The organism is Luteibacter rhizovicinus (genome assembly GCF_004342265.1).
In the GTDB taxonomy this organism is placed as follows: domain Bacteria; phylum Pseudomonadota; class Gammaproteobacteria; order Xanthomonadales; family Rhodanobacteraceae; genus Luteibacter; species Luteibacter rhizovicinus_B.
The window spans coordinates 175,694-195,017 of record NZ_SMCS01000002.1 but is presented as its reverse complement, the minus strand read 5'-3'; the positions used below and the strand labels follow the sequence as shown (position 1 = coordinate 195,017).

The following is a 19,324-nucleotide window of genomic DNA, read 5'->3' as shown; positions in this document are numbered from 1 at the left end:
CCGACGGCCGCGCTTGGCCCTCCCATACTCACGAATCGCGTTCAAACGCGCTCCTGCAAGGGGCGTGAGCGCGTTGGGGCGTCTGTTCCTCAGGACGCCAGCGGTGATGTAGCATCCGCGATTTACGCATGGCTACGTGGAAGGGAAGAGGCATGCCCATCGTTTTTCTGCTGTCCATTGGCCTTCAGGTGGCATGCGCCATCCATGTGGTGCGAAGCGGTCGCCCGCTTTACTGGATATGGCTGATCGTGATCGGTTCGTATCTGGCCGTGCTGGTATACGTGCTGGTGGCGGTTGTCCCCGATCTGCGTCATGACCCTCGCGGACGCAACGCGGCGAGCAAGACCCTGAAGATCATCGATCCGGAGCGGCGGCGCCGGGAGCTGAAACGCCGGCTTGAGCTCGCCGATACGGTGGACAATCGTCGCCACCTCGCCGAGGAAAGCATGCAACTCGGCGATTACGCCAACGCGCAAGAGCTCTACCAGAGCCTCCTCACCGGTATGTACACGACCGAGGCGGATTTCATGCTCGGTCTCGCTCAGGCGCAGGCCGGCGGCGGAAATTACAGCGCGGCGCGCCAGACCCTGGAAGCGCTGATCAAGGCAAACCCCAGCTACAAATCCAGCGAAGGGCATCTGCTCTATGCCCGTTGCCTGGAAGAACTGGGTCATACCGAAGAGGCGCTGAGCGAGTACCGCGTGTTGGCCGACAGTTATCCGGGCGAGGAAGGGCGGTTCCGTTATGGCCGTCTACTCGCCAGAAGCCAGCGCCAAGGCGAAGCCCGCGATGTGCTGCGGAGCCAGATCCGCCGCGCGGAGCTGATGCCCGGTTACTACCGGCGCAAAGAGCAGCCATGGCTGAAGGCGGCCAAGTCGGAACTGGCGCAGCTCGGCGACTCCTGAGGGCTTTTGGCGGTGGAATTCCTTCTACGTTGTCGTTATGTCGCCGGATGGTAACGCTGGCCCGGGTCGCTGCCATCCACCTAAAGTCCCGGTCATGTACTTCACCGTCTCGTCGATTGCCGGCCGGTCGCACCACGCGTGCCGCTTCCGATTTCGTTAGGATTGAGCCGATGCAGGGGCCATGGCTACCGGAGCCTATTCGCGGAGGAGAAGCGCATGAAAAAGTCGGGTTCGACCGAAGGCGAGTCGGCATCCAAGCTGATCGACAAAAGAATCGCCGACCTTGGGGACTGGCGTGGGGAGACCCTGGCTAGGATGCGTAAGCTCATCCATGAGGCAGGCCCGGAGGTCGTCGAAGAGTGGAAGTGGATGGGCACGCCCGTATGGGAGCACGATGGGATCATCTGCACCGGCGAGTCTTACAAAGCGAAAGTGAAGTTGACCTTTGCCAAGGGTGCGTCGTTGAAAGATCCGGCCAAGCTCTTCAACTCGAGCCTCGACGGGAACACGAGGCGAGCGATCGACATCGAAGAGGGGAATACTGTGGACGCGGACGCGTTCAAGGCGCTCATCCGTGCGGCGATCGCCCTCAATACGTCTGGCGGAAAGGCAGCAACAAAGCGAGCGAAATAGGCTGCCGCAAAAAAACGCCTGCAGTGTCCAACCCGCCGAGGAAGACGCATGAGCAAGAAGCCTCTCTCCATCAAATGGCTCGACAAACCCGAAAAACACGACTACGTGGCGGCCGGGTCCTATCTCAGCCTGCTATTCGATGCAGCCACGGTCACCAGACTTGTGAAGAAACTGCGGCGCGTGCGCATATGCGAATTCGCAGCCAAAGACCTGCTGCGCGCATCGAACTTATCCCGGCTTGGCATCAGTAACTCCCATGTCGAAAGCGATCGCGAGAAGATCGTCAAGGGCGAGGGAATGTCTCCGGTATTGTTGGTACGTGACAGCGAGAACAGCAAACTCATCGTCGCGGATGGCTATCATCGTTTGTGCGCGGTGTATTCCCTGGACGAGGATGCAACGATTCCTGCCAAGATCATCTGAGCAACGACGTTTGTTCTGTTGGTCGCGGGAATGGGGTAAATCGCTTTTCCTGAGTCATGCTAAACGCTCGTAGCATCGCACTCCCGCTGATCAGGTCGGGAGCGCGGCACCGACTATGCGCGTCGGGTCCGGGTCACTACGGCTGAAGATAGTCGTTCGCCTCGACAAGCCGGAGTCCCGGTGTTTCACTTACGCACTGCCGCAACAAGAAGGCATGACCGGCTCCATAGAAGACCACGATCCGATCGCCTGGCTGGGAAAGCTGGAGAAGGTTCGCGCAGATCAGGAAATTGCGGCGATACCAGGCAGACAGGAGGTCTACGCCAGGTTGAGCGTCGTTTGCACCCATACGAAGAGCGGTTCGATAAAAAGCATTGCCTCCCTTCAGTCGAACCGGATCGTTGAGAAGGCGTAACTCGGCGGATATCCCCTTCGTGGCGAGCACGCGCTCCTCTTCGGCAACCTGTCGATCAATCGCGTCGTCCTGTGCCTTGAGGAGACTGCCAAAGCCGTGGGCATCGGCATAAGTCTTGAGCGGCTCATACGGAAAATCACCGTCGGCATCGATGCCGTATACACCTTTCGATCCGGCGACCTTCGCCAGTCGAAATCCCAGCTGGACCACTTCGTTACGGGAAGGCGGAAGGGTTCCCGCGAGGTACTTTGGGTAGCGCTCGTCGACGACATCTTTAGACCACTCCACCGCAATCTTGTTTGGCTTGAAGCGAGCAAGTGCGTCTGCCACGGCAGAGATCTCGGATTGACGTTTCGGTGCAAGTACGTCGTCGACCTTCATGTTGTGGATGTCGTGCCCAGGATTGGACATGTGAAAAACACCCACGATCATCACGTCCACCGGCGCAGGTGATGTCTGGGCGAAGGACAAGATGGGCGCCAGTAGCAGGATGGCCCCAGAGCACCGTATCCGCCGTGCAAGAAATATCCGTTTGCAGAGATCGAGCATTTGAGAGCCCCTGAGTTAAGACCGTTTGCGAACTAGTGTCTGGTAAACAATCCATTCTTAGTTGTACGGATTAGGTTGACCTGACTGCTGCATTTCAGTCCCGTTTGATGTATCCCCCGAAAATTTGGTTTAAAGAAGAGCGCCACAGATATGCGGTACGCTCCAACTTTGCCGCACTTCGGAGGCTCAAATGAAGAGAGTCACAGGTATCGGAGGAATCTTCTTCAACGCGAAGGATCCTGTCGCACTGCGCGCTTGGTACAAGCAGCACCTGGGAATCGACGTCCAGGCATGGGGAGGCACGGCGTTCACGTGGGCGGACGCATCGGGCCATCCGACAAACGGAACGACCGTGTGGTCCATCGGCGCGGCAGATGGCGACCAATTCGCGCCGAGCCAGTCGACCTTCATGGTCAACTATCGCGTTGAAGACCTGACCGCTTTACTTCAGGCACTTCGGGACGAAGGATGTAACGTCCTGGAAAAGACGGACGATTCCGGGTACGGGAAGTTCGGTTGGGTCATGGACCCAGAGGGCAACAAGGTCGAACTTTGGGAGCCCCCTTTGGGGCAGTGAATTGCAAAAAACATGAAACCCGGGGGCGGATCGTCGAGTTAAACGGATAGCAGGACGGTCCGCTTTCGACTCATGGCGAACCTCGTGCGATGTGTTGAACGCATCGCATAAGGTGGGTGTCATAAATGGGCCATTCGACATACTAGCCGTGCGCACGGTCCTGCCACAGACTGTGCGCTGTCGAGTCATGGTGCGGGGGCATATGCAAGCGACCAGTAATACCGACAGCCATGCGTTGATGCCGCTTCCACTCGACGAACGCATCCAGGCGCTGGACGTGCTTCGGGGATTCGCCCTGCTCGGCATTTTCCTGATGAATGTGGATTTCATGGTGCGCCCGCTGGTAGCCATCAGGGACATCTTGCCAGCCACCCTGCATGGACTGGACTACGCCGCCGCCTGGTTCATCTTCACCTTCGTGCAAGGCAAATTCTGGACACTGTTCAGTCTGCTGTTCGGCATGGGCTTTGCCGTGATGATGACGCGCGCCGAACGGGCCGGGCGCGACTTTGTGCGGCCCTATCTTCGGCGCAGCGTAGCCTTGCTGGGATTCGGCCTGATCCACGCTTGCCTGATCTGGGCTGGCGACATTCTGGTCATGTATGCGCTGGTGGCCTTCGTTCTGCTGCTGGGCTTCCGTCACTTGCGAATGAACTGGCTATGGCGACTGGCGTTGCTGCTGTACCTGGTGCCCGTGCTGACCTATTCGATAGGCATGGCGAGGACGTACCACGCCCTGCACAGTACCCCAGCAGCGTATGCGCAGAAGGTAGAAGAGCGTGAAAAGGCACATGAGAAGTGGGTGAACAAGGTTGCCGTCGCGGAACCGCTACTGCTCCACGGCAGCTATACCGCGATGTCGCGCCAACGTACCCGGGATCTGGTCGATCACTGGTGGTACGTCTTTTTGGAGGGTCCGATGATCCTCGGTGTCTTTCTGTTCGGCGTCTGGCTGATTCGTTCCGGGCGAATGGTCAAACCGCAGGCGCACCTGCCGTTCTTCCGGCGCATGCTGCGCTGGACATTGCTGCCAGGTATTCTGCTCGCGCTCCTTGCGTCGTGGTGCAGCACTTCTTTCATTCCCGGCCTCGAGACGCCACTCAGTCAGGTCAGTTTGATGCTGCTTCAAATCTCCAGCATGCTCTTGTGCCTTGGCTATCTCAGTGCCCTGATGCTATGGCTGCAACATCCCGGCGGTGCGCGTGTGCTGGCATGGCTGGCGCCGGCTGGACGCATGGCACTTACCAATTACCTTCTGCAATCGCTGGTCAGTACCTGGTTGTTCTACGGCTATGGGCTCGGTCTCGCGGTGCATTTTTCGCGTGCATGGCAGGTGGTCTATGTGCTGTTGTTCTACGCGCTGCAACTGCTGCTCAGTCGCTGGTGGCTGAGTCGCTACCGCTACGGTCCGATGGAATGGCTGTGGCGCTATCTGACTTATCTGCGCCGGCCACCGATGCGGATTGTCGCCGCGTCGATGTGACGTTCGAGGTCGCCGGGTCAGAGATGTTTGTCGTTGCCCGATAACTCTCGTTAGTTCGGGCATCGCTCCTGGCCCGAGCGGCGTTCTCCACAGGCTTGTAGGCGCGCTCCTACGTTCGTGCGGCCCGCTACAATGGCGCCATGTCCCGCATCGATCCCACCCCCTTCCGCCTCACCGTCGCCCCCATGATGGACTGGACGGACCGGCATTGCCGCTACTTCCACCGTCTGCTGTCGCCCCATGCCCGGCTTTATACGGAGATGGTGACCAGCGCGGCGCTGGTGCGTGGCGGTCAGACGCGCCTGCTCGAGCATAGCCACGAGGAGCATCCGGTTGCCCTGCAACTGGGCGGCAGCGATCCCGTGGAGCTGGCGCAGGCGGCGCGGATGGGCGCGGTGGCGGGGTATGACGAGATCAACCTCAACGTCGGTTGCCCATCCGATCGGGTCCAGTCGGGCAAGTTCGGGGCGTGCCTGATGCGCGAGCCGGCGCTGGTGGCCGACTGCGTTCGGGCCATGGCCGATGCCGTGGATGTGCCGGTGACGGTGAAATGCCGGATCGGCGTGGACGATCAGGACGAGTACGCCGACCTCCAGCATTTCACCGAGCAGATGATGGCCGCGGGGGTGGGAATTCTGGTGGTCCATGCCCGCAAGGCATGGCTGCAGGGTCTGAGTCCCAAGGAAAATCGCGAAATCCCGCCGCTGGACTACGAGCGGGTCTACCGCCTCAAGCGGGAGTTCCCGGAACTGGTCGTCGTCATCAATGGCGGGATCACGACGGTCGACGCGGTCAGGGAGCACCTGACCCGGGTCGATGGCGTCATGCTGGGCCGCAGCGCCTACCACGACCCTTTCCTGCTGGCGCGGCTGGAGACTGAGCTGTACGGTGCACCGCTGGTGGATCGGGCCGAGGTTCTGGAGCATATGCGTATCTATATCGAGGCCGAACTGGCCCGTGGGACCCAGCTGAAGCACATCTCCCGGCATATCCTGGGGCTGTACCAGGGGGAGCCCGGGGCCCGCGGTTTCCGCCGTACACTGAGCGAAGGCGCCCACCTGCCGGGTGCCGGTTGGGCTCTCGTGGAGGCCGCTCTTGCGCCAATGCGACAGGCCGCGTGAGCCGTATTCAGGAGCAATTCAATTCAGCCCGGCATGATCGGCCGATTAGCCTTACGGCCGCCGTGCCAGCGCCAAACATGAAAATCACGTTTCGTCCGCTATTTTTCGCCGCGCTGCTTTGCGGCGCCTCCGTCTGCGCCGCGTCCGACCAGGCGTTGACGCTGGAGCAGGCGGTGAGCAAAGTTCAGAAAGACACGGGGGGAAAGGTGCTGTCTGCGGATACGCGGCTCGTCGAGCGCGGCCGCATCACCGAATACCGTGTGAAAGTGCTTACCCTAGACGGGCACGTTCGCGTGGTGCCCGTCCGTACCGAAACGGCCAAGATTCCGGAAGCGACCGACCGGGACAATAAGGAGAAACATTGATGCGCATCCTGTTGGTAGAGGACGAAGCACCGCTGCGCGAGACTCTCGCCGCACGCCTGAAGCGCGACGGCTTCGCGGTCGATGCCGCGCAAGATGGCGAGGAAGGCCTGTACCTGGGCGGCGAAGTGCCGTTCGATCTGGCGATCATCGACCTGGGACTGCCCAAGCTGTCGGGCATGGACCTGGTCAAGGCCCTGCGCGAGCGAGGCCAGCGCTATCCCATTCTTATTCTTACGGCGCGCGGTAGCTGGCAGGACAAGGTCGAAGGCCTGAAGTACGGCGCCGACGACTATCTGGTCAAGCCCTTTCACGTCGAAGAACTGCTGGCGCGCATCAACGCGCTGGTCCGTCGTGCCAGCGGCTGGTCCAAGCCGGTGCTGGCGTGCGGTCCGATCAAGCTCGACACCACGGCGCAGACGGTCACCGTCGAAGGCCGGCAGGTCGACCTGACCAGCTACGAGTACAAGGTGCTGGAATACCTGATGCTGCATGCGGGCGAGCTGGTCTCCAAGGCTGACCTCACCGAACACATCTATCAGCAGGATTTCGACCGCGACTCGAATGTGCTGGAGGTTTTCATCGGCCGCCTGCGTCGCAAGCTCGACCCGGAAGGTGCTCTCAAGCCCATCGAGACAGTGCGCGGCCGCGGTTACCGCTTCGCCATTCCGCGCAACGAAGCGGACGAGGATTGATCCGTTTACCGGCGCGTGCCGGCGGCGGCTTGCCGCCGTCGACACGTGCGCCAACATCAGGCGATGCAAGCTAGCCGCACATGGATATGGCTTTCCTACATAAGCAGCCCCGGCCCCTGTCCCTTGCGGCGCGTGCGGCGCTTGCCACGGGTTTCGCGCTGGCGGCCTTTCTCGGTCTGACGGGGCTCGCCCAGAACAAGGCGAATTACGCCAGCGAGCTGAGCGCCATGCACGACCGGCTGCACAACTACGCCATCGCTTACATCACCGGCACGGACATTACGCGCGCCGGCAAGGTCACCACGCCGGACAGCCAGCCCAATCCCGATTTTTCGCGACCGGGCTCGGGCCTTTACGCGATCATCGTGGGCAACGACAACTTCCGTTGGGAATCGTCGTCCGCGCTCGGTCGCGACTTCGATTTCGTGCGCATGTTGTCGCCCGGCGAAACCACTTTCGAACCCGTGGAAACGCGTAGCGGACGGCTATACGTTTTCAGTTACGGCGTGTCGCTGGACAGTACCGAAAAGCGTTCGGTCCCGTTGACGTTCGCGGTGGCGCAGACCGAGGATCAGTTCGAACGTCAGGTCGCCACTTACCGGCGTACGCAATTCCTGTGGCTGGCGATGCTGGGCATGATGCTGATGCTGCTGCAGTTGTTCCTGCTGCGCTGGAGCCTGCTTCCGTTGCGTCGCGTTTCGAGCGATCTGGCGCATATCGAGCGCGGCAGCCGGGATCATCTGGACGGACCGTATCCGGTCGAGCTGACGGTGCTGACGCGTCGCCTCAACGCATTCATCGACAGCGAGCGCGAGCAACGCACGCGCTATCGCGACACATTGGCGGATCTTGCCCACAGTCTGAAAACACCGCTGGCGGTGATTCGTTCGCAGCTGGAATCCGCGCCCGATGGCGCGCAGTTGCGTGGCGATCTGGTGGACCAGGTGCGCCGTATGGACGAACTCGTGGCCTACCAGTTGTCGCGCGCGGCGACGTCCGGCAGGCAGACTTTCGCCTCGGCCGTGGAAATCGCCGGCCACGCGGAAGATCTCGTGCAGAGCCTGGAAAAGGTCTACGCCGCGAAGAACGTCCTGTGCGAGTTCGAAATCGACAACGGTGCGGCATTCCCGGGCGAGCAGGGCGATCTGCTCGAGCTGATGGGCAATCTTGTCGAGAACGCTTTCAAGTGGGCGCAGCATCGCGTGCTGCTGACGGCGCGTTCGCTGGGCACCGGCGCGGGTCGTCGGGGCCTTCTGCTGATTGTCGAGGACGACGGTCCCGGTATTGCCGACGACAAGATCGGCCGCGTGCTGCAACGAGGCGTGCGTGGCGACGAGCGCGTGCAGGGCCACGGTATCGGCCTGTCGATCGTGCAGGACATCGTCAAGGCGTATCAGGGCGAGATGCAGGTCGACCGTTCGGAAGAACTGGGCGGCGCGCGTTTCACGGTACGCATTCCGCCGGGTTGATCAGGTGGTGGGCGACGGTCCGTAGTACGCGGCAAGAAGCCGGGCGACGTCCGGTTGCTCCTGTGCCAACAGGGTCGGTTGCGAGAAGTGCAGTTCGCTCGTCACGGCGAAATATTCCTCGGGTGCTTCGGCGGCATACGGATCGATCTGCGTACGGCGTCCGCGAGCGACCTCGCGCGACAGCCGGTCGAATCCCCGCTGCATGCTGTCGATCCACTCGCGACGCTTGATCGTGGGCGGCAGCAGCGGAACGCCGTTGGCCGGGCCGGATCGCATGTCGAGCTTGTGCGCCATTTCGTGCACGATCACGTTGTAACCGTCCCATGGCGCTTCGAGGTCCAGCGCCACATCGCTCAGAGACAGGATCATGGGGCCGCGCTCCCACGCTTCGCCGATCAGCGTGTCGTCGCTTTCGTGCACCACGCCGCTGCGCGCATCGTGATGGCTGCGCCGCACGTTGAATTCGCCCGGATACACGATGATGTTCGTCCAGCCATCCAGCGCTTTCGCTCCCTGCGTCAGTACGGTAAGACAAGCTTGCATCGCAATGGCCAGGCGCCAGAAGTCGTCCAGCGCGGCGCCGGCAATGGCATGGAATCGCTTGCGGTGAAGGAACACCGTTACCAGTTCGCGCAGCTGGACCTGTTTCGCGGCCGGCAGCGACCGGGCCAACGGCACCCGTTGCAACGCGTGCTTCCACAGCGACTCGTCGATGGGGACGGGTGGCGAGCGAAAGCGTGCCAGGTAGCGTCGTAGACGTTCGATCACGCGGAAGCTTCAGTGTGCGCACGATGACGCGTTCGTTCCGATATCGGGACGAAGGGATGAAAACGGAAGTGTTGCCGACGGCGAAGCGTCAGGCGTTCAGAGCATCGAGCCGGGCAGTAACGACTGCCAGCTGGGGTTTTGCGAGCGGGCGGTCGGTGCGGGCGAGCCATCGCGCTGGCTTTCGTCCGCTTCGCCGGTGGACGGCATGGCCGTGCTGGTATTGCGCGAGGTGGTGCCGACGCTGCGCGTCGACATGACGTCGCCGCCATTGTCGCTGTTACGCGACGAACCCTGCGCACTGCGCGACGAACCGCTTTCGAAGTTTGCCGACGACGCAGCATTCCCGCCCACCGAGAGCAGGTTGCCGGTCAGATCGACACTCGATGCGACAGCGGTACCCGTGGCACCGGTGGCACACAGCAGTCCGAACACGTATGTTCTGGCATTCATCGGGTAACCCCTAAGAGTCCCGTGGGGACGGCCGATCCTCTCAGAAACTTTCGGGGCTCGCCAGTGCCAGGAGCCCCGAGCTGGCGCGTCCTTCGTTTTATTTCGAAAGATCATGCGTTTAGATGCTGGAAGGCTACCTTGCCCGGGCCGATCGACGGCTATATTGCCCCGGAAATGGGCGTGCGCCTTCACGCTGCCTTAAAATCGGCAGATGTGCCTTATCGTCCCCCTCCGTTCCTCTTCCGTCCGTACGGCACGCGCGCCCTGATGCTCGCCCGCGATCTTCTCGAAGCCCTCGCGACAGGCGAGGCCGTATCGGGCGCCGCGCTCGCGCGTCGCGCTGGCGTGACCCGTGCAGCGGTGTGGAAACAGATCGAGGCGCTGCGCCTGAAGGGCGTGCCGGTCGAGGCGAAGGTGGGCGGTGGATACCGGCTGCCGTGGCGCACCGAACTGCTCGACCCTGCGCGCATTCGCGAGCATCTGCCCCCGGACATCGCGCAAGACCTGGGTCTGCTGGAAGTGCACTGGGAGATCGACTCCACATCGAGCGAACTCCAGCGGCGGCTTCCCACTCTGGACGACTGCAGCATCGTCATCGGCGAAATGCAGTCGGCGGGGCGCGGCCGGCGTGGCCGAGCGTGGCTGTCGCCGCCGGGTATGAATCTGTACCTGTCGATACTTAAACGCTTCGACGGTGGTTTCGCGGGAATGACCGGCCTGTCGCTGGCGGTGGGTGTGATTCTGATGCGCGCGCTCGACGAACTCGGCATCCGCACGGCCGGACTGAAGTGGCCGAACGACGTGCTGGCCGGGCAGGCGAAACTGGCGGGCATTCTCGTGGAGCTCAGCGGCGAATACCTTGGCCCCTGTACGGCCGTGATCGGCATCGGCGTCAATATTCGTCTTCCGGATGCGCTGCACGAACAGGCGGAACAACCGATCACCGATCTTGCTTCGTTGCGCGGCGACGATCCGCCCGGCCGCAATCGCGTCGCGGGGGTGCTTATCGAAAAACTGGTGGAAGGATTGCGCCAGTTCGACCGCCAGGGTTTCGCGGGTTTCGTCGCGGACTATGCGCAGTACGATTTGCTCAAGGGCGAACCGTTGCGGGTGATCGGCGCGCAGAGCGAGTTCGCTGGAACGGGCGAGGGTGTCGATCCTCGCGGCGCGTTGCTCGTGCGACGCGACGAAGGCGATATCGTTGCGATCGACAGTGCGGATGTTTCCGTGCGCAGACAGGGAAAGCCATGATCCTCCTGCTCGACCTCGGCAACACCCGGCTCAAGTTCGCGCTGCTGGACGGCGACGAATTCGTGCGCCGCGGCGCCTTCGGCTGGGATGCGGACATCGGCCACGAACTGGCGCTGCTCTGGCAGACCTGGCCCGTGCCCGAACGCATCGTAGGCGCCTCCGTCGTGGACGCGGCGCGCGAAACGCTGGTGTCCGACGCGGCACGCGACACCTTCGTCCGTGCAGTGCAGTGGGTGCGTTCGCCGGCGCAGGCCTGCGGCGTCGTCAACGCTTACGCGGAACCGCAGCGTCTCGGTGTCGACCGCTTCCTGGCCATGGTCGATGCGAAAGCCAGCGGACGGGCGCCGTGCGTTCTCGCCAGCGTCGGCACGGCATTGACGCTGGATGCGCTGGCCGCCGACGGCCGTCATCTCGGCGGCTGGATCGCGCCGGGACCGTTGCTGATGCAGCAGTCGGTGCTGGGTGCGACGGTGCAGGTGCGACCGTCCCAGACAGGCAGCCTGCGTGACCTGGCCGACAACACCGCCGACGCCCTGGTATCGGGTTGCTGGCAGGCCGCCGCGGCGCTGGTCGATCGCTTCGTGGCGCGCGCGTCCGGGTCCCTGGGTGGCTCGCCCACCATCACGCTGGGCGGTGGCGATGCCGATGTTCTCGCGCCCTTGCTCGACCATCCGGTCACGCTGGTTCCCGATACCGTGCTGCGCGGTTTGGCCGTATGGGCCGCGACTCATTCCCCGAGCGGCGATTCCATCTAGAATCCACGCCGTTCGCGGGCCATCGGGCCTCACGTCTTCCGCAAAGGCCTTCGATGCTGCCTCGCCTGCTTTTCGTCCTGCTGATTGCCCTGAACATCGCTGTGGCGGCGTGGCTGTGGCTCGGGGACAGCGGCGTGCACGCGGTCGATCCCACGGACAAGGGCGTACCGAAACTGCGTCTGCTGGCCGAGTTGCCGGCGCCGGCCATGTCGATCGCGGCACCGGCGAGACCCGTTGCCCTTGTGACGCCGGCTTCGTCCTCCCCAGCGGCGCCGGCATCCGCCGCGCCCGTGCCCGTGCAGTCAGTAGCTACCGCGCCGTCTCCTCCTCCCGCACCGGCGTCGAGCGCGGGGGAAAGCACGCGCCGTAGCTACCGCTGTCTCGCGCTGGGGCCTTTCTCGAATCAGGCCGATATGCGCGCGGCCCGCACCGCGCTTTCTCCGCGAACGGCCCGCATGCGCTCGCGGCAGGAGCAGACCAGCCAGTCGCGCGGATGGCGCGTTTTCCTGCCCGCGTACGCCACGCGCGAACAGGCGCTGGCCGAGGCGCGCAAGCTGGAAGCCAAGGGCGTGAAGGACTATTTCGTGGTGACGTCCGGCGATCTGCAGAACACCGTGGCGCTGGGTCTGTTCCACGATCCGGCCAATGCGCGCAAGCGTCGCGACGAGGTCGCCGTGCAGGGCTTTCCGGCGAAAATGAGCGAACGTACGGAAACCACGCCGGTCTGGTGGCTGGATCTGGTGGTGGCCGACGACGCGAATTTCGACTGGAAACGCAGCGTCCGTACGCCCGGCATCGCCACGCGTTCGACGGGCTGTTTCTGAGCCTGCGTCCATCCTGCTAGAATCGCCGCCCTGATGCCGGCATAGCTCAGTTGGTAGAGCAACCGCCTTGTAAGCGGTAGGTCCCCAGTTCGAATCCGGGTGCCGGCACCATCAGTCCCTTCGCTTCTGGCCATTTCGATCGCATCGCTGCGGATTCCGGCGTGCGCCGGAATGACGTCGAGGGGCTTGCGAGTTATCGCACAGCTAACATCACCTTCATTCCGACGCACGCCGGATCCGCAGCCGGGCAGCCGGTTTTCGCGGCGCGGCATGGCCCGGTTACCGCACTGCAACGAGACTGTCCGGACGCCCGATGTACACTCGGCGGATGATTCGCTTTCGCACGATCCTGCTGATGCTCGTACTGTCGCTGCCGTTATCCGGCTTCGCACAGGACGTCACCCGTCCGGCTTTCGCCGATCTACAGCAGCGTCACGCGGCGCCGCTCCTGCTCGATGTGCGCACGCCTGCCGAATACGGCGACGGGCATATCGCCGGCGCACTGAACGTACCGGTCGACGAAGTCGCCGCGCGGCATGGCGTGCTCGGCGTGCCGCGCGATCGCGAAGTCGTCGTCTACTGCAAGTCCGGCAAACGCGCCGCACGTGCCCGCGATACGCTCCAGTCGCTCGGCTACACCAACGTGCACCTGCTCGAAGGCAGCGTCGACGCCTGGCGCGCCGATGGCCGTCCTCTCGTGCGCGAACGCCCCTCACCCTGAGAACACTCATGAGTCCTGTTACCCGCTCGGTCGCCCTGGTGGGCGCGCCTACCGATATCGGCGCCGGTCATCGCGGCAGTTCCATGGGCCCGGAAGCGCTGCGCGTCGCCAATCTCGGCGCGCGTCTGGCCCGCCGTGGCATGCACGTCGTCGATCGCGGCAATCTCACCGGCCCGCTGAATCCGTGGGCGCCACCGACCGATGGCTATCGCCATCTGGACGAGGTCGTCGCCTGGAATACGGCTGTCTACGAGGCCGTCTATGCCGAACTGAAAGAGGGCAATCTGCCGGTCATGCTCGGCGGCGATCATTGCCTGGCCATTGGTTCCATCACCGCCGTGGCCCGGCATTGCCGCGAGAAGGGCACGAAGCTGCGCGTGATCTGGCTCGATGCCCATGCGGACTTCAACACCAGCCAGATCACGCCGTCGGGCAATATCCACGGCATGCCCGTGGCCTGCCTTTGCGGCTACGGCCCCGATGCACTGACCGGATTGGGCGACGTGACGCCCGCGACATCGCCGGACGTTTTCCGCCAGATCGGCATCCGTTCGGTGGACGAGGGCGAGAAGCGGCTCGTGCACGAAGTGGGCGTCGACATATACGACATGCGTTATATCGACGAGATCGGCATGAAAGCCGCCATGGAAGAAGCGCTGGCCGATATCGACGCGAACACGCACGTCCATGTCAGCTTCGACGTCGATTTCCTCGATCCTTCCATTGCCCCCGGCGTGGGCACCACGGTGCGCGGCGGCCCGAATTACCGCGAAGCGCAGCTGTGCATGGAGATGATCGCGGACACCGGTCGCGTGGGCTCGCTGGACATCGTCGAGTTGAACCCCGCGTTCGACAAGCGCAACCAGACAGCCCGTCTCGCGGTCGACCTGGTCGAGTCGCTGTTCGGCAAGTCGACACTGATGCGCTAGCAGCCTGCGGCCCGCGACGGCCTGCCGCAGGGCGGGGTCGCGCTATGTCGCGCCGGGCGAGCTAAACTCGAGGGGTTACCCGCCAGCCCAAGATCGCCATGCATACACGCGTACTCACCGGCATCACCACCACCGGCACACCGCACCTCGGCAACTACGTCGGTGCGATTCGCCCGGCCATCGTGGCCAGTCGCGATCCGAACGTCGACGCCTTTTATTTCATGGCGGACTATCACGCGCTGATCAAGAGCGACGATCCGGCGCGCATCGAGGCGTCCCGCCTGCAGATCGCCGCGACCTGGCTGGCCGGCGGGCTCGATCCGAACCACGCCACGTTTTACCGGCAGTCGGATATCCCCGAGATTCCCGAACTGACCTGGCTTCTGACCTGCGTGTCGTCGAAGGGCATGCTCAATCGCGCCCACGCGTACAAGGCTGCGGTCGACAAAAACGTCGAGTCCGGCGAAGACGCCGATGCGGGCATCACGGCCGGGTTATACATGTATCCGGTGCTGATGGCTGCCGACATCCTCGCGTTCAATGCGAACAAGGTGCCGGTGGGTCGCGACCAGATCCAGCACATCGAAATGGCGCGCGATATCGCACAGCGTTTCAACCATATCTATGGCCGCGAGTTCTTCGTGCTGCCCGAGGTACAGATCGAGGAGCAGGTGGCGACGCTGCCCGGACTCGACGGGCGCAAAATGTCCAAGAGCTACGACAACACCATTCCGCTTTTCGAAGGTGGCGCCAAGCGCTTGCGCGAAACGGTCATGCGCATCGTGACCGACTCGCGCCTGCCGGGCGAGCCGAAGGAAACGGACGATTCGGCGTTGTTCACCATCTTCAAGGCCTTCGCGACACCGGTGGAAACGGCGGCTTTCGCCGAAGCGCTGAAGGGCGGCCTGGGATGGGGCGAAGCGAAGCAGGTATTGTTCGAACGCGTGGAAGCCGACGTGGCTCCGATGCGCGAGCGTTACGACGCACTGATGGCGCGTCCCGACGATATGGAAGACATCCTGCTCGCCGGTGCGGCAAAAGCCCGCGCCATCGCGGCGCCGCTCGTTGCTACGCTGCGTGATGCGGTTGGCCTGCGTAGCGCGAAGCATCGCACTGCGCCGACGGCTGTCGCGTCGGTGGCCGTGCACGCCGGCAAGGCGAAGCCGCCGCGCTTCGCCAGTTTCCGCGATACCGACGGCAGCTTCCGCTTCCGTCTGTTTGCTGCGGACGGCGAGGAATTGCTTCTCTCGCAGGCCTTCGCCGATCCGAAGGCGGCCGGCGCGCTTCGCCAGCGCCTCGGAACCCTGGGTGGCACGAACGCGTCGGTGGAATCGCGCGACGGTCATATCGCACTGATGCTGGACGGAGCGGTAGTCGCCACCAGTCCCGCGCATCCGGACGAGGCCGCTCGTGCCGCCGCCGTGCTGCGCTTGCGCGGTGCGCTCGACGCGCTGGCCGAGGCGGAATAGCCATGCGTTATCTCGCGATCCTGTTGCTGGCGCCTTGGCTGCTGATTCTGGGCTGGGCTTATTGGGCCTATCCGAAGACGCTGATCCGCAACGCGACCCGGCGTGCGTTCGACGTGCTGGCATTGATCGCCGCAGCAGTGGCGTCCGTGCAGCTTGCGGTGATCGCGTTCGACTCCGTCGAAATCAAGCAGGTCGGCGACTTCGGCCCGGAGAGTGGCGGCATCTGGAAGCAGGTGATTCCGGCGCTGTATGGCTATGGCGGTTTTCTTGCCGTGCTGGCGCTGGCGATGCTGGTTCGCTACTACGTGTGGCGCCGCCGACCGTAAAACTGCTTTCTGTGCTTTCTGTCGGCTCCCACGGAAAGCGTAGAAAACGAACCTAATCCCAGCGATTGAGGTTCGGTCCGAATTCCTCGCCCTGGCGATGCACGACGCAGAAGCGCTGACCTGTCGGCGCTTCCATCACCCACCATCTGTCTTTCACCATCGCGATCCGCTTCGCGCCCAACGCTTCGAGACGTGCCGCTTCGGCTTCCAGATCGTTGGTTTCGATGTCCAGGTGCACGCGGCTGTCGCGCTCCACGCGCTGAAGCAGGATGCGTAGTTCGTCGGGTGGGGTATCGAGTTCGGCGTACTTGCCATCGCCATCCTGATCGGTCGTGACGATGGGTTTGCCTAGCGCGCGACTCCAGAACTGCGTGGCTTCGGCAAGGTCGTCGACTTTGCAGTCGAGGACCAGCGTGCACAGGCGGCTATGGTGCATGTCCTTGTCTCCGAACCTTGCTGTGGTTGTCCGTCGAACGCTAGCAGAGCGTGCGCGATGTCGCCATGGAAGGATCAGCCGGGCCGCAGGCGCAGCGTAAGACCCTTCAGGAAATTGCGCAGGAACTGGTCGCCGCAAAGGCGGAAGTTGGCGTGCTTCGGCTGCCGGAAGAGGGCGTTCATTTCCTGCTTGGAGACGGGGAATCCCGCCGCCTGCATGATTTCGTGCAGGTCGCTGTCCTTCAGTTCGAAAGCGACGCGAAGCTTCTTCAGCACCACGTTGTTGTTCACGCGCTTTTCGACCGGACGGGCCGGCTGGCTTTCGTCGCGGCCGCGGCGCTGGACGATCAGGCCGTCGAGGAAGTGCGCCATGATTTCGTCGGGGCAGGCCTTGAAGCCTTCCTCGTCCTCGCGGCGCAGCCATGCATTCACATCCGCCAGTTCCACGGTCACGCCAGTCAGCCCGATGACCTGGACGACATGGACGTCGGCCAGATCGAGCATGTAGCGGATGCTACGGAGAGTGTCGTTGTTGAGCATGGCGGGGAGTCCTAAAACGATAGGGTACCGCAGCCCGTACCTGTAACGGCGCTCCCACAGGGATATCGAGGCATGGATAGGCTGGCCGGGATTACTCGGCCGGCGTGTCCCGGAACGGCGGCAGTGCCTCGGCGCGTTCGGCGAAGGCCGCAAGACGCGGATAGCGATCCGCATGCAGGAATTCGGGCAGGGCGTCCTTGGCGAAGCGCCATGCGACCGCGGTGGTGATGTCCGCCTGCAGGGGTTTTGCTCCGAACAGCCAGCCGTCACCCGAACCGATTTCGTCTTCCAGCGCGCGATACGCCGCATGCAGCTGGCCATCGACGCGGTCCAGCCAGGGCTGGTGACGCTTTTCTTCGGGGCGCTTGTTGAGTTCGTAATAGACCTGCACCGCCTTCTCGGCGGCGACGAGCGCGAGGCCCACGATGCGCAGCGACCGCGCGTATTCGCCGATATCGGTCGGGGTCAGTCGCAGGTCGGGTGCGACCAGGCGTTCGAGGTAGTCGAGGATCAGGCTCGAATCCATCAGCACCACGCCGTCGTCCGTCACCAGCGTCGGCGCTTTTACGGCGGGGTTGATCGAGGCGAACGTGTCGAAATCGCGGAACACCGAGAGCGATTCATGGGAAAAGGGCAGGCCCATGAATTTGCAGCTGACGGCCACGCGGCGTACGAAGGGTGAATCGAGCATTCCGATCAGGCGCACGCGACATGACTCCACAGGGACGATGGATCCATTGTGACCGTATGGGCGCCGTATTTGTAGGAGCGCTCTCGAGCGCGATGGCGCAAGAAAAAAGCCCCGGGATATTTCCCGGGGCTTTTTTTCGAACCTGCCTTAGTTCGGCAGTCCGAGATCGTCGATCATCGCCTTCAGGAAGCGAGCGGCTTCGCCACCCGTGGCGGCGCGATGGTCGAAGGTCAGCGACAGCGGCATGCGGCGGTGTACTTCGATGCCACCCATGACGGCGACCACATCGTGGCTGAGCTTGCCGGCGCCGACGATGGCGACGGTCGGCGGAACCACGACGGGTGTCGCGTAGCGGCCGGCGAACATGCCGAAGTTCGACAGGCTGATCGTGTAGCCCGAAAGCTCCGAAGCCGGGATGCTGCGATCTTCGACCTGCGAACGCAGGCGCTTGATCGCGGCGCGGACGCCGGCGCCATCCAGTACGTCGGCGTTGCGTAGGGCGGGAACGAACAGGCCGTCGTCGGTATCGACCGCGATACCGATGTCCACGTGCGGATGCAGCGTGCGGGTAAGGTTCTTGCCGTCGAACCACGCGTTCAGTGCCGGCACGGTCTTGCAGGCCGTGACGATGGCGCGGATCAGGCGGGCGGTGATGTCCTGCTTGCCGATCCAGGCGTGCAGGTCGGCATCGTCGACGATGGTGGTCGGCACGACGTTGGCGTGAGCCTCGGCCATGACGCGCGCCATGTTGCGACGAACGCCCTTCAGCTGTTCGGGCTGACCCATCGCCTGCGAACCGGGAGGCGACGTGCGGACCGGCTTGCCGGCCAGCGACACGGGCGTGCGCTGCGGTGCCGGGCCTGGCTCGGGCAGCGTGGGCGCGAGGTGCTGCGCGGCAGCCGAACGGACCGGTGCGGCACCGAGCGCGGCCGAACCGTTCGCGGCGGCGTCCTTCACGTCCTTCATGGTGATCACGCCGCCGGCGCCCGAAGGTACGACGCGGGAGAGATCGATCTTCATCTTCTTCGCCAGCGCGCGCACGGCGGGGACCGCCTTCACGCCACCGACCGTGCTGACCTGTTCGGTGTGCACGTGGTTGCCGCTGACCATGGCGCCGACGACGGTGCCTTCGTCTTCGCGGTCGGCTTTCTTGCCGTTCGATTCGATCTCGCCGCCGTCGTCGGACGCGACAACCTTGCCGGCATCGTCCGGCGCCGGGCTACCGACGCTTTTCTTCGGGCCATGGTGATGGCCCGTGGCTTCCGCCTCGGCGCGCTGTTTGGCGTTCGGGTCGATTTCGATATCGACCACTTCGGCGCCGGTATCGATGATGTCGCCGGCCGCGCCGTAGAGCTTGGTGACCTTGCCGGAGTAGGGCGACGGCACGTCGACGACGGCTTTGGCGGTTTCCATCGACACCAGCGGGGCGTCGAGCTTGATCGTGTCGCCTACCTTGACGTGCCACTCGACGATCGTCGCGTCGGGCAGGCCTTCGCCGAGGTCGGGCAGGTGGAAGGTTTTGATATCGGCCAT

23 protein-coding genes and 1 tRNA gene are annotated in these 19,324 nt (G+C 63.4%); 17 read left to right on the top strand and 7 right to left on the bottom strand.

Features of this window, described 5'->3' with window-relative positions:
- Positions 1-152 precede the first annotated feature (152 nt).
- The 3 genes from EC912_RS05065 (at position 153) to EC912_RS05055 (ending at position 1,961) form a co-directional block, all read left to right on the top strand.
- Positions 153-905 (top strand): tetratricopeptide repeat protein, encoded by a 753-nt coding sequence (locus EC912_RS05065; protein ID WP_132142063.1) that lies wholly within the window; start codon positions 153-155, stop codon positions 903-905.
- Between the two features lie 216 nt (positions 906-1,121).
- The gene (locus EC912_RS05060) at positions 1,122-1,538 is read left to right on the top strand and encodes a DUF1801 domain-containing protein (RefSeq protein ID WP_132142062.1); all 417 of its coding nucleotides are present in this window, start codon (positions 1,122-1,124) and stop codon (positions 1,536-1,538) included.
- Between the two features lie 48 nt (positions 1,539-1,586).
- Positions 1,587-1,961 (top strand): hypothetical protein, encoded by a 375-nt coding sequence (locus EC912_RS05055; RefSeq protein ID WP_132142061.1) that lies wholly within the window; start codon positions 1,587-1,589, stop codon positions 1,959-1,961.
- Between the two features lie 136 nt (positions 1,962-2,097).
- Here EC912_RS05055 and EC912_RS05050 read toward each other — a convergent pair whose 3' ends face one another.
- Positions 2,098-2,847 (bottom strand): DUF5694 domain-containing protein, encoded by a 750-nt coding sequence (locus EC912_RS05050; RefSeq protein ID WP_132142060.1) that lies wholly within the window; start codon positions 2,845-2,847, stop codon positions 2,098-2,100.
- 268 nt (positions 2,848-3,115) lie between these two features.
- Here EC912_RS05050 and EC912_RS05045 point away from each other — a divergent pair, with 268 nt between their 5' ends.
- From EC912_RS05045 to EC912_RS05020, 6 genes are all read left to right on the top strand, one after another.
- Positions 3,116-3,502, top strand: coding sequence for a VOC family protein (locus tag EC912_RS05045; RefSeq protein ID WP_132142059.1), 387 nt, complete (start codon positions 3,116-3,118; stop codon positions 3,500-3,502).
- A 202-nt stretch (positions 3,503-3,704) separates the two neighbouring features.
- Positions 3,705-4,985, top strand: a complete 1,281-nt coding sequence (locus EC912_RS05040) for a DUF418 domain-containing protein (protein ID WP_165973513.1) — start codon at positions 3,705-3,707, stop codon at positions 4,983-4,985.
- 140 nt (positions 4,986-5,125) lie between these two features.
- On the top strand, positions 5,126-6,106 hold the full coding sequence (dusA, locus tag EC912_RS05035; protein WP_132142057.1) for a tRNA dihydrouridine(20/20a) synthase DusA: 981 nt from the start codon (positions 5,126-5,128) through the stop codon (positions 6,104-6,106).
- Positions 6,103-6,471 (top strand): PepSY domain-containing protein, encoded by a 369-nt coding sequence (locus tag EC912_RS05030; protein WP_243649159.1) that lies wholly within the window; start codon positions 6,103-6,105, stop codon positions 6,469-6,471. The genes dusA and EC912_RS05030 overlap by 4 nt, the downstream gene beginning before the upstream one ends.
- Complete coding sequence (locus EC912_RS05025; protein ID WP_132142056.1) at positions 6,471-7,163, top strand: response regulator transcription factor; 693 nt, start codon at positions 6,471-6,473, stop codon at positions 7,161-7,163. Before EC912_RS05030 ends, EC912_RS05025 begins: the two co-directional genes overlap by 1 nt.
- 86 nt (positions 7,164-7,249) lie before the next feature.
- Positions 7,250-8,632 (top strand): ATP-binding protein, encoded by a 1,383-nt coding sequence (locus EC912_RS05020; RefSeq protein ID WP_243649158.1) that lies wholly within the window; start codon positions 7,250-7,252, stop codon positions 8,630-8,632.
- Here EC912_RS05020 and EC912_RS05015 read toward each other — a convergent pair whose 3' ends face one another.
- Together EC912_RS05015 and EC912_RS05010 are read right to left on the bottom strand one after the other, a co-directional pair.
- Positions 8,633-9,400, bottom strand: coding sequence for a zinc-dependent peptidase (locus EC912_RS05015; protein ID WP_243649157.1), 768 nt, complete (start codon positions 9,398-9,400; stop codon positions 8,633-8,635).
- Positions 9,401-9,496: 96 nt separating this feature from the next.
- Positions 9,497-9,850: a hypothetical protein gene (locus EC912_RS05010; RefSeq protein WP_132142054.1), complete on the bottom strand. Its 354-nt coding sequence runs from the start codon at positions 9,848-9,850 to the stop codon at positions 9,497-9,499.
- A gap of 267 nt (positions 9,851-10,117) precedes the next feature.
- Between EC912_RS05010 and EC912_RS05005 the strand changes: the two genes are divergently transcribed.
- The 8 genes from EC912_RS05005 to EC912_RS04970 all read left to right on the top strand — a co-directional run bounded on the left by EC912_RS05005 (position 10,118) and on the right by EC912_RS04970 (position 16,125).
- Positions 10,118-11,101, top strand: a complete 984-nt coding sequence (locus EC912_RS05005) for a biotin--[acetyl-CoA-carboxylase] ligase (RefSeq protein ID WP_132142791.1) — start codon at positions 10,118-10,120, stop codon at positions 11,099-11,101.
- Positions 11,098-11,856 (top strand): type III pantothenate kinase, encoded by a 759-nt coding sequence (locus tag EC912_RS05000; RefSeq protein WP_132142053.1) that lies wholly within the window; start codon positions 11,098-11,100, stop codon positions 11,854-11,856. The genes EC912_RS05005 and EC912_RS05000 overlap by 4 nt, the downstream gene beginning before the upstream one ends.
- Positions 11,857-11,909: 53 nt before the next feature.
- The gene (locus EC912_RS04995) at positions 11,910-12,680 is read left to right on the top strand and encodes an SPOR domain-containing protein (RefSeq protein ID WP_132142052.1); all 771 of its coding nucleotides are present in this window, start codon (positions 11,910-11,912) and stop codon (positions 12,678-12,680) included.
- Positions 12,681-12,715: 35 nt separating this feature from the next.
- Positions 12,716-12,791, top strand: a tRNA-Thr gene (locus EC912_RS04990).
- 217 nt (positions 12,792-13,008) lie between these two features.
- Complete coding sequence (locus tag EC912_RS04985; RefSeq protein WP_165973512.1) at positions 13,009-13,401, top strand: rhodanese-like domain-containing protein; 393 nt, start codon at positions 13,009-13,011, stop codon at positions 13,399-13,401.
- An 8-nt stretch (positions 13,402-13,409) separates the two neighbouring features.
- A complete protein-coding gene (gene rocF / locus EC912_RS04980) occupies positions 13,410-14,330 on the top strand; it encodes an arginase (protein ID WP_132142050.1) in 921 nt (306 codons plus the stop codon).
- 98 nt (positions 14,331-14,428) lie between these two features.
- Positions 14,429-15,799: a tryptophan--tRNA ligase gene (locus EC912_RS04975; protein ID WP_132142049.1), complete on the top strand. Its 1,371-nt coding sequence runs from the start codon at positions 14,429-14,431 to the stop codon at positions 15,797-15,799.
- A 2-nt stretch (positions 15,800-15,801) separates the two neighbouring features.
- Positions 15,802-16,125, top strand: a complete 324-nt coding sequence (locus tag EC912_RS04970; RefSeq protein WP_132142048.1) for a hypothetical protein — start codon at positions 15,802-15,804, stop codon at positions 16,123-16,125.
- Between the two features lie 52 nt (positions 16,126-16,177).
- Here EC912_RS04970 and EC912_RS04965 read toward each other — a convergent pair whose 3' ends face one another.
- The 4 genes from EC912_RS04965 to EC912_RS04950 form a co-directional block, all read right to left on the bottom strand.
- Positions 16,178-16,561: a VOC family protein gene (locus tag EC912_RS04965; RefSeq protein WP_132142047.1), complete on the bottom strand. Its 384-nt coding sequence runs from the start codon at positions 16,559-16,561 to the stop codon at positions 16,178-16,180.
- 74 nt (positions 16,562-16,635) lie between these two features.
- On the bottom strand, positions 16,636-17,100 hold the full coding sequence (locus tag EC912_RS04960) for a DUF1456 family protein (RefSeq protein WP_132142046.1): 465 nt from the start codon (positions 17,098-17,100) through the stop codon (positions 16,636-16,638).
- Positions 17,101-17,191: 91 nt separating this feature from the next.
- The gene (locus EC912_RS04955; RefSeq protein ID WP_132142045.1) at positions 17,192-17,806 is read right to left on the bottom strand and encodes a glutathione S-transferase family protein; all 615 of its coding nucleotides are present in this window, start codon (positions 17,804-17,806) and stop codon (positions 17,192-17,194) included.
- A gap of 132 nt (positions 17,807-17,938) precedes the next feature.
- Positions 17,939-19,324 (bottom strand): dihydrolipoamide acetyltransferase family protein, encoded by a 1,386-nt coding sequence (locus EC912_RS04950; RefSeq protein WP_132142044.1) that lies wholly within the window; start codon positions 19,322-19,324, stop codon positions 17,939-17,941.

Coding starts and splice junctions, on each gene's coding strand:
- EC912_RS05065 (WP_132142063.1), top strand. CDS start 153: ATGCCCATCGTTTTTCTGCTGTCCATTGGCCTTCAGGTGGCATGCGCC.
- EC912_RS05060 (WP_132142062.1), top strand. CDS start 1,122: ATGAAAAAGTCGGGTTCGACCGAAGGCGAGTCGGCATCCAAGCTGATC.
- EC912_RS05055 (WP_132142061.1), top strand. CDS start 1,587: ATGAGCAAGAAGCCTCTCTCCATCAAATGGCTCGACAAACCCGAAAAA.
- EC912_RS05045 (WP_132142059.1), top strand. CDS start 3,116: ATGAAGAGAGTCACAGGTATCGGAGGAATCTTCTTCAACGCGAAGGAT.
- EC912_RS05040 (WP_165973513.1), top strand. CDS start 3,705: ATGCAAGCGACCAGTAATACCGACAGCCATGCGTTGATGCCGCTTCCA.
- dusA (WP_132142057.1), top strand. CDS start 5,126: ATGTCCCGCATCGATCCCACCCCCTTCCGCCTCACCGTCGCCCCCATG.
- EC912_RS05025 (WP_132142056.1), top strand. CDS start 6,471: ATGCGCATCCTGTTGGTAGAGGACGAAGCACCGCTGCGCGAGACTCTC.
- EC912_RS05020 (WP_243649158.1), top strand. CDS start 7,250: ATGGCTTTCCTACATAAGCAGCCCCGGCCCCTGTCCCTTGCGGCGCGT.
- EC912_RS05010 (WP_132142054.1), bottom strand. CDS start 9,850: ATGAATGCCAGAACATACGTGTTCGGACTGCTGTGTGCCACCGGTGCC.
- EC912_RS05005 (WP_132142791.1), top strand. CDS start 10,118: ATGCTCGCCCGCGATCTTCTCGAAGCCCTCGCGACAGGCGAGGCCGTA.
- EC912_RS05000 (WP_132142053.1), top strand. CDS start 11,098: ATGATCCTCCTGCTCGACCTCGGCAACACCCGGCTCAAGTTCGCGCTG.
- EC912_RS04995 (WP_132142052.1), top strand. CDS start 11,910: ATGCTGCCTCGCCTGCTTTTCGTCCTGCTGATTGCCCTGAACATCGCT.
- EC912_RS04985 (WP_165973512.1), top strand. CDS start 13,009: ATGATTCGCTTTCGCACGATCCTGCTGATGCTCGTACTGTCGCTGCCG.
- rocF (WP_132142050.1), top strand. CDS start 13,410: ATGAGTCCTGTTACCCGCTCGGTCGCCCTGGTGGGCGCGCCTACCGAT.
- EC912_RS04975 (WP_132142049.1), top strand. CDS start 14,429: ATGCATACACGCGTACTCACCGGCATCACCACCACCGGCACACCGCAC.
- EC912_RS04970 (WP_132142048.1), top strand. CDS start 15,802: ATGCGTTATCTCGCGATCCTGTTGCTGGCGCCTTGGCTGCTGATTCTG.
- EC912_RS04965 (WP_132142047.1), bottom strand. CDS start 16,561: ATGCACCATAGCCGCCTGTGCACGCTGGTCCTCGACTGCAAAGTCGAC.
- EC912_RS04960 (WP_132142046.1), bottom strand. CDS start 17,100: ATGCTCAACAACGACACTCTCCGTAGCATCCGCTACATGCTCGATCTG.
- EC912_RS04950 (WP_132142044.1), bottom strand. CDS start 19,324: ATGGCCGATATCAAAACCTTCCACCTGCCCGACCTCGGCGAAGGCCTG.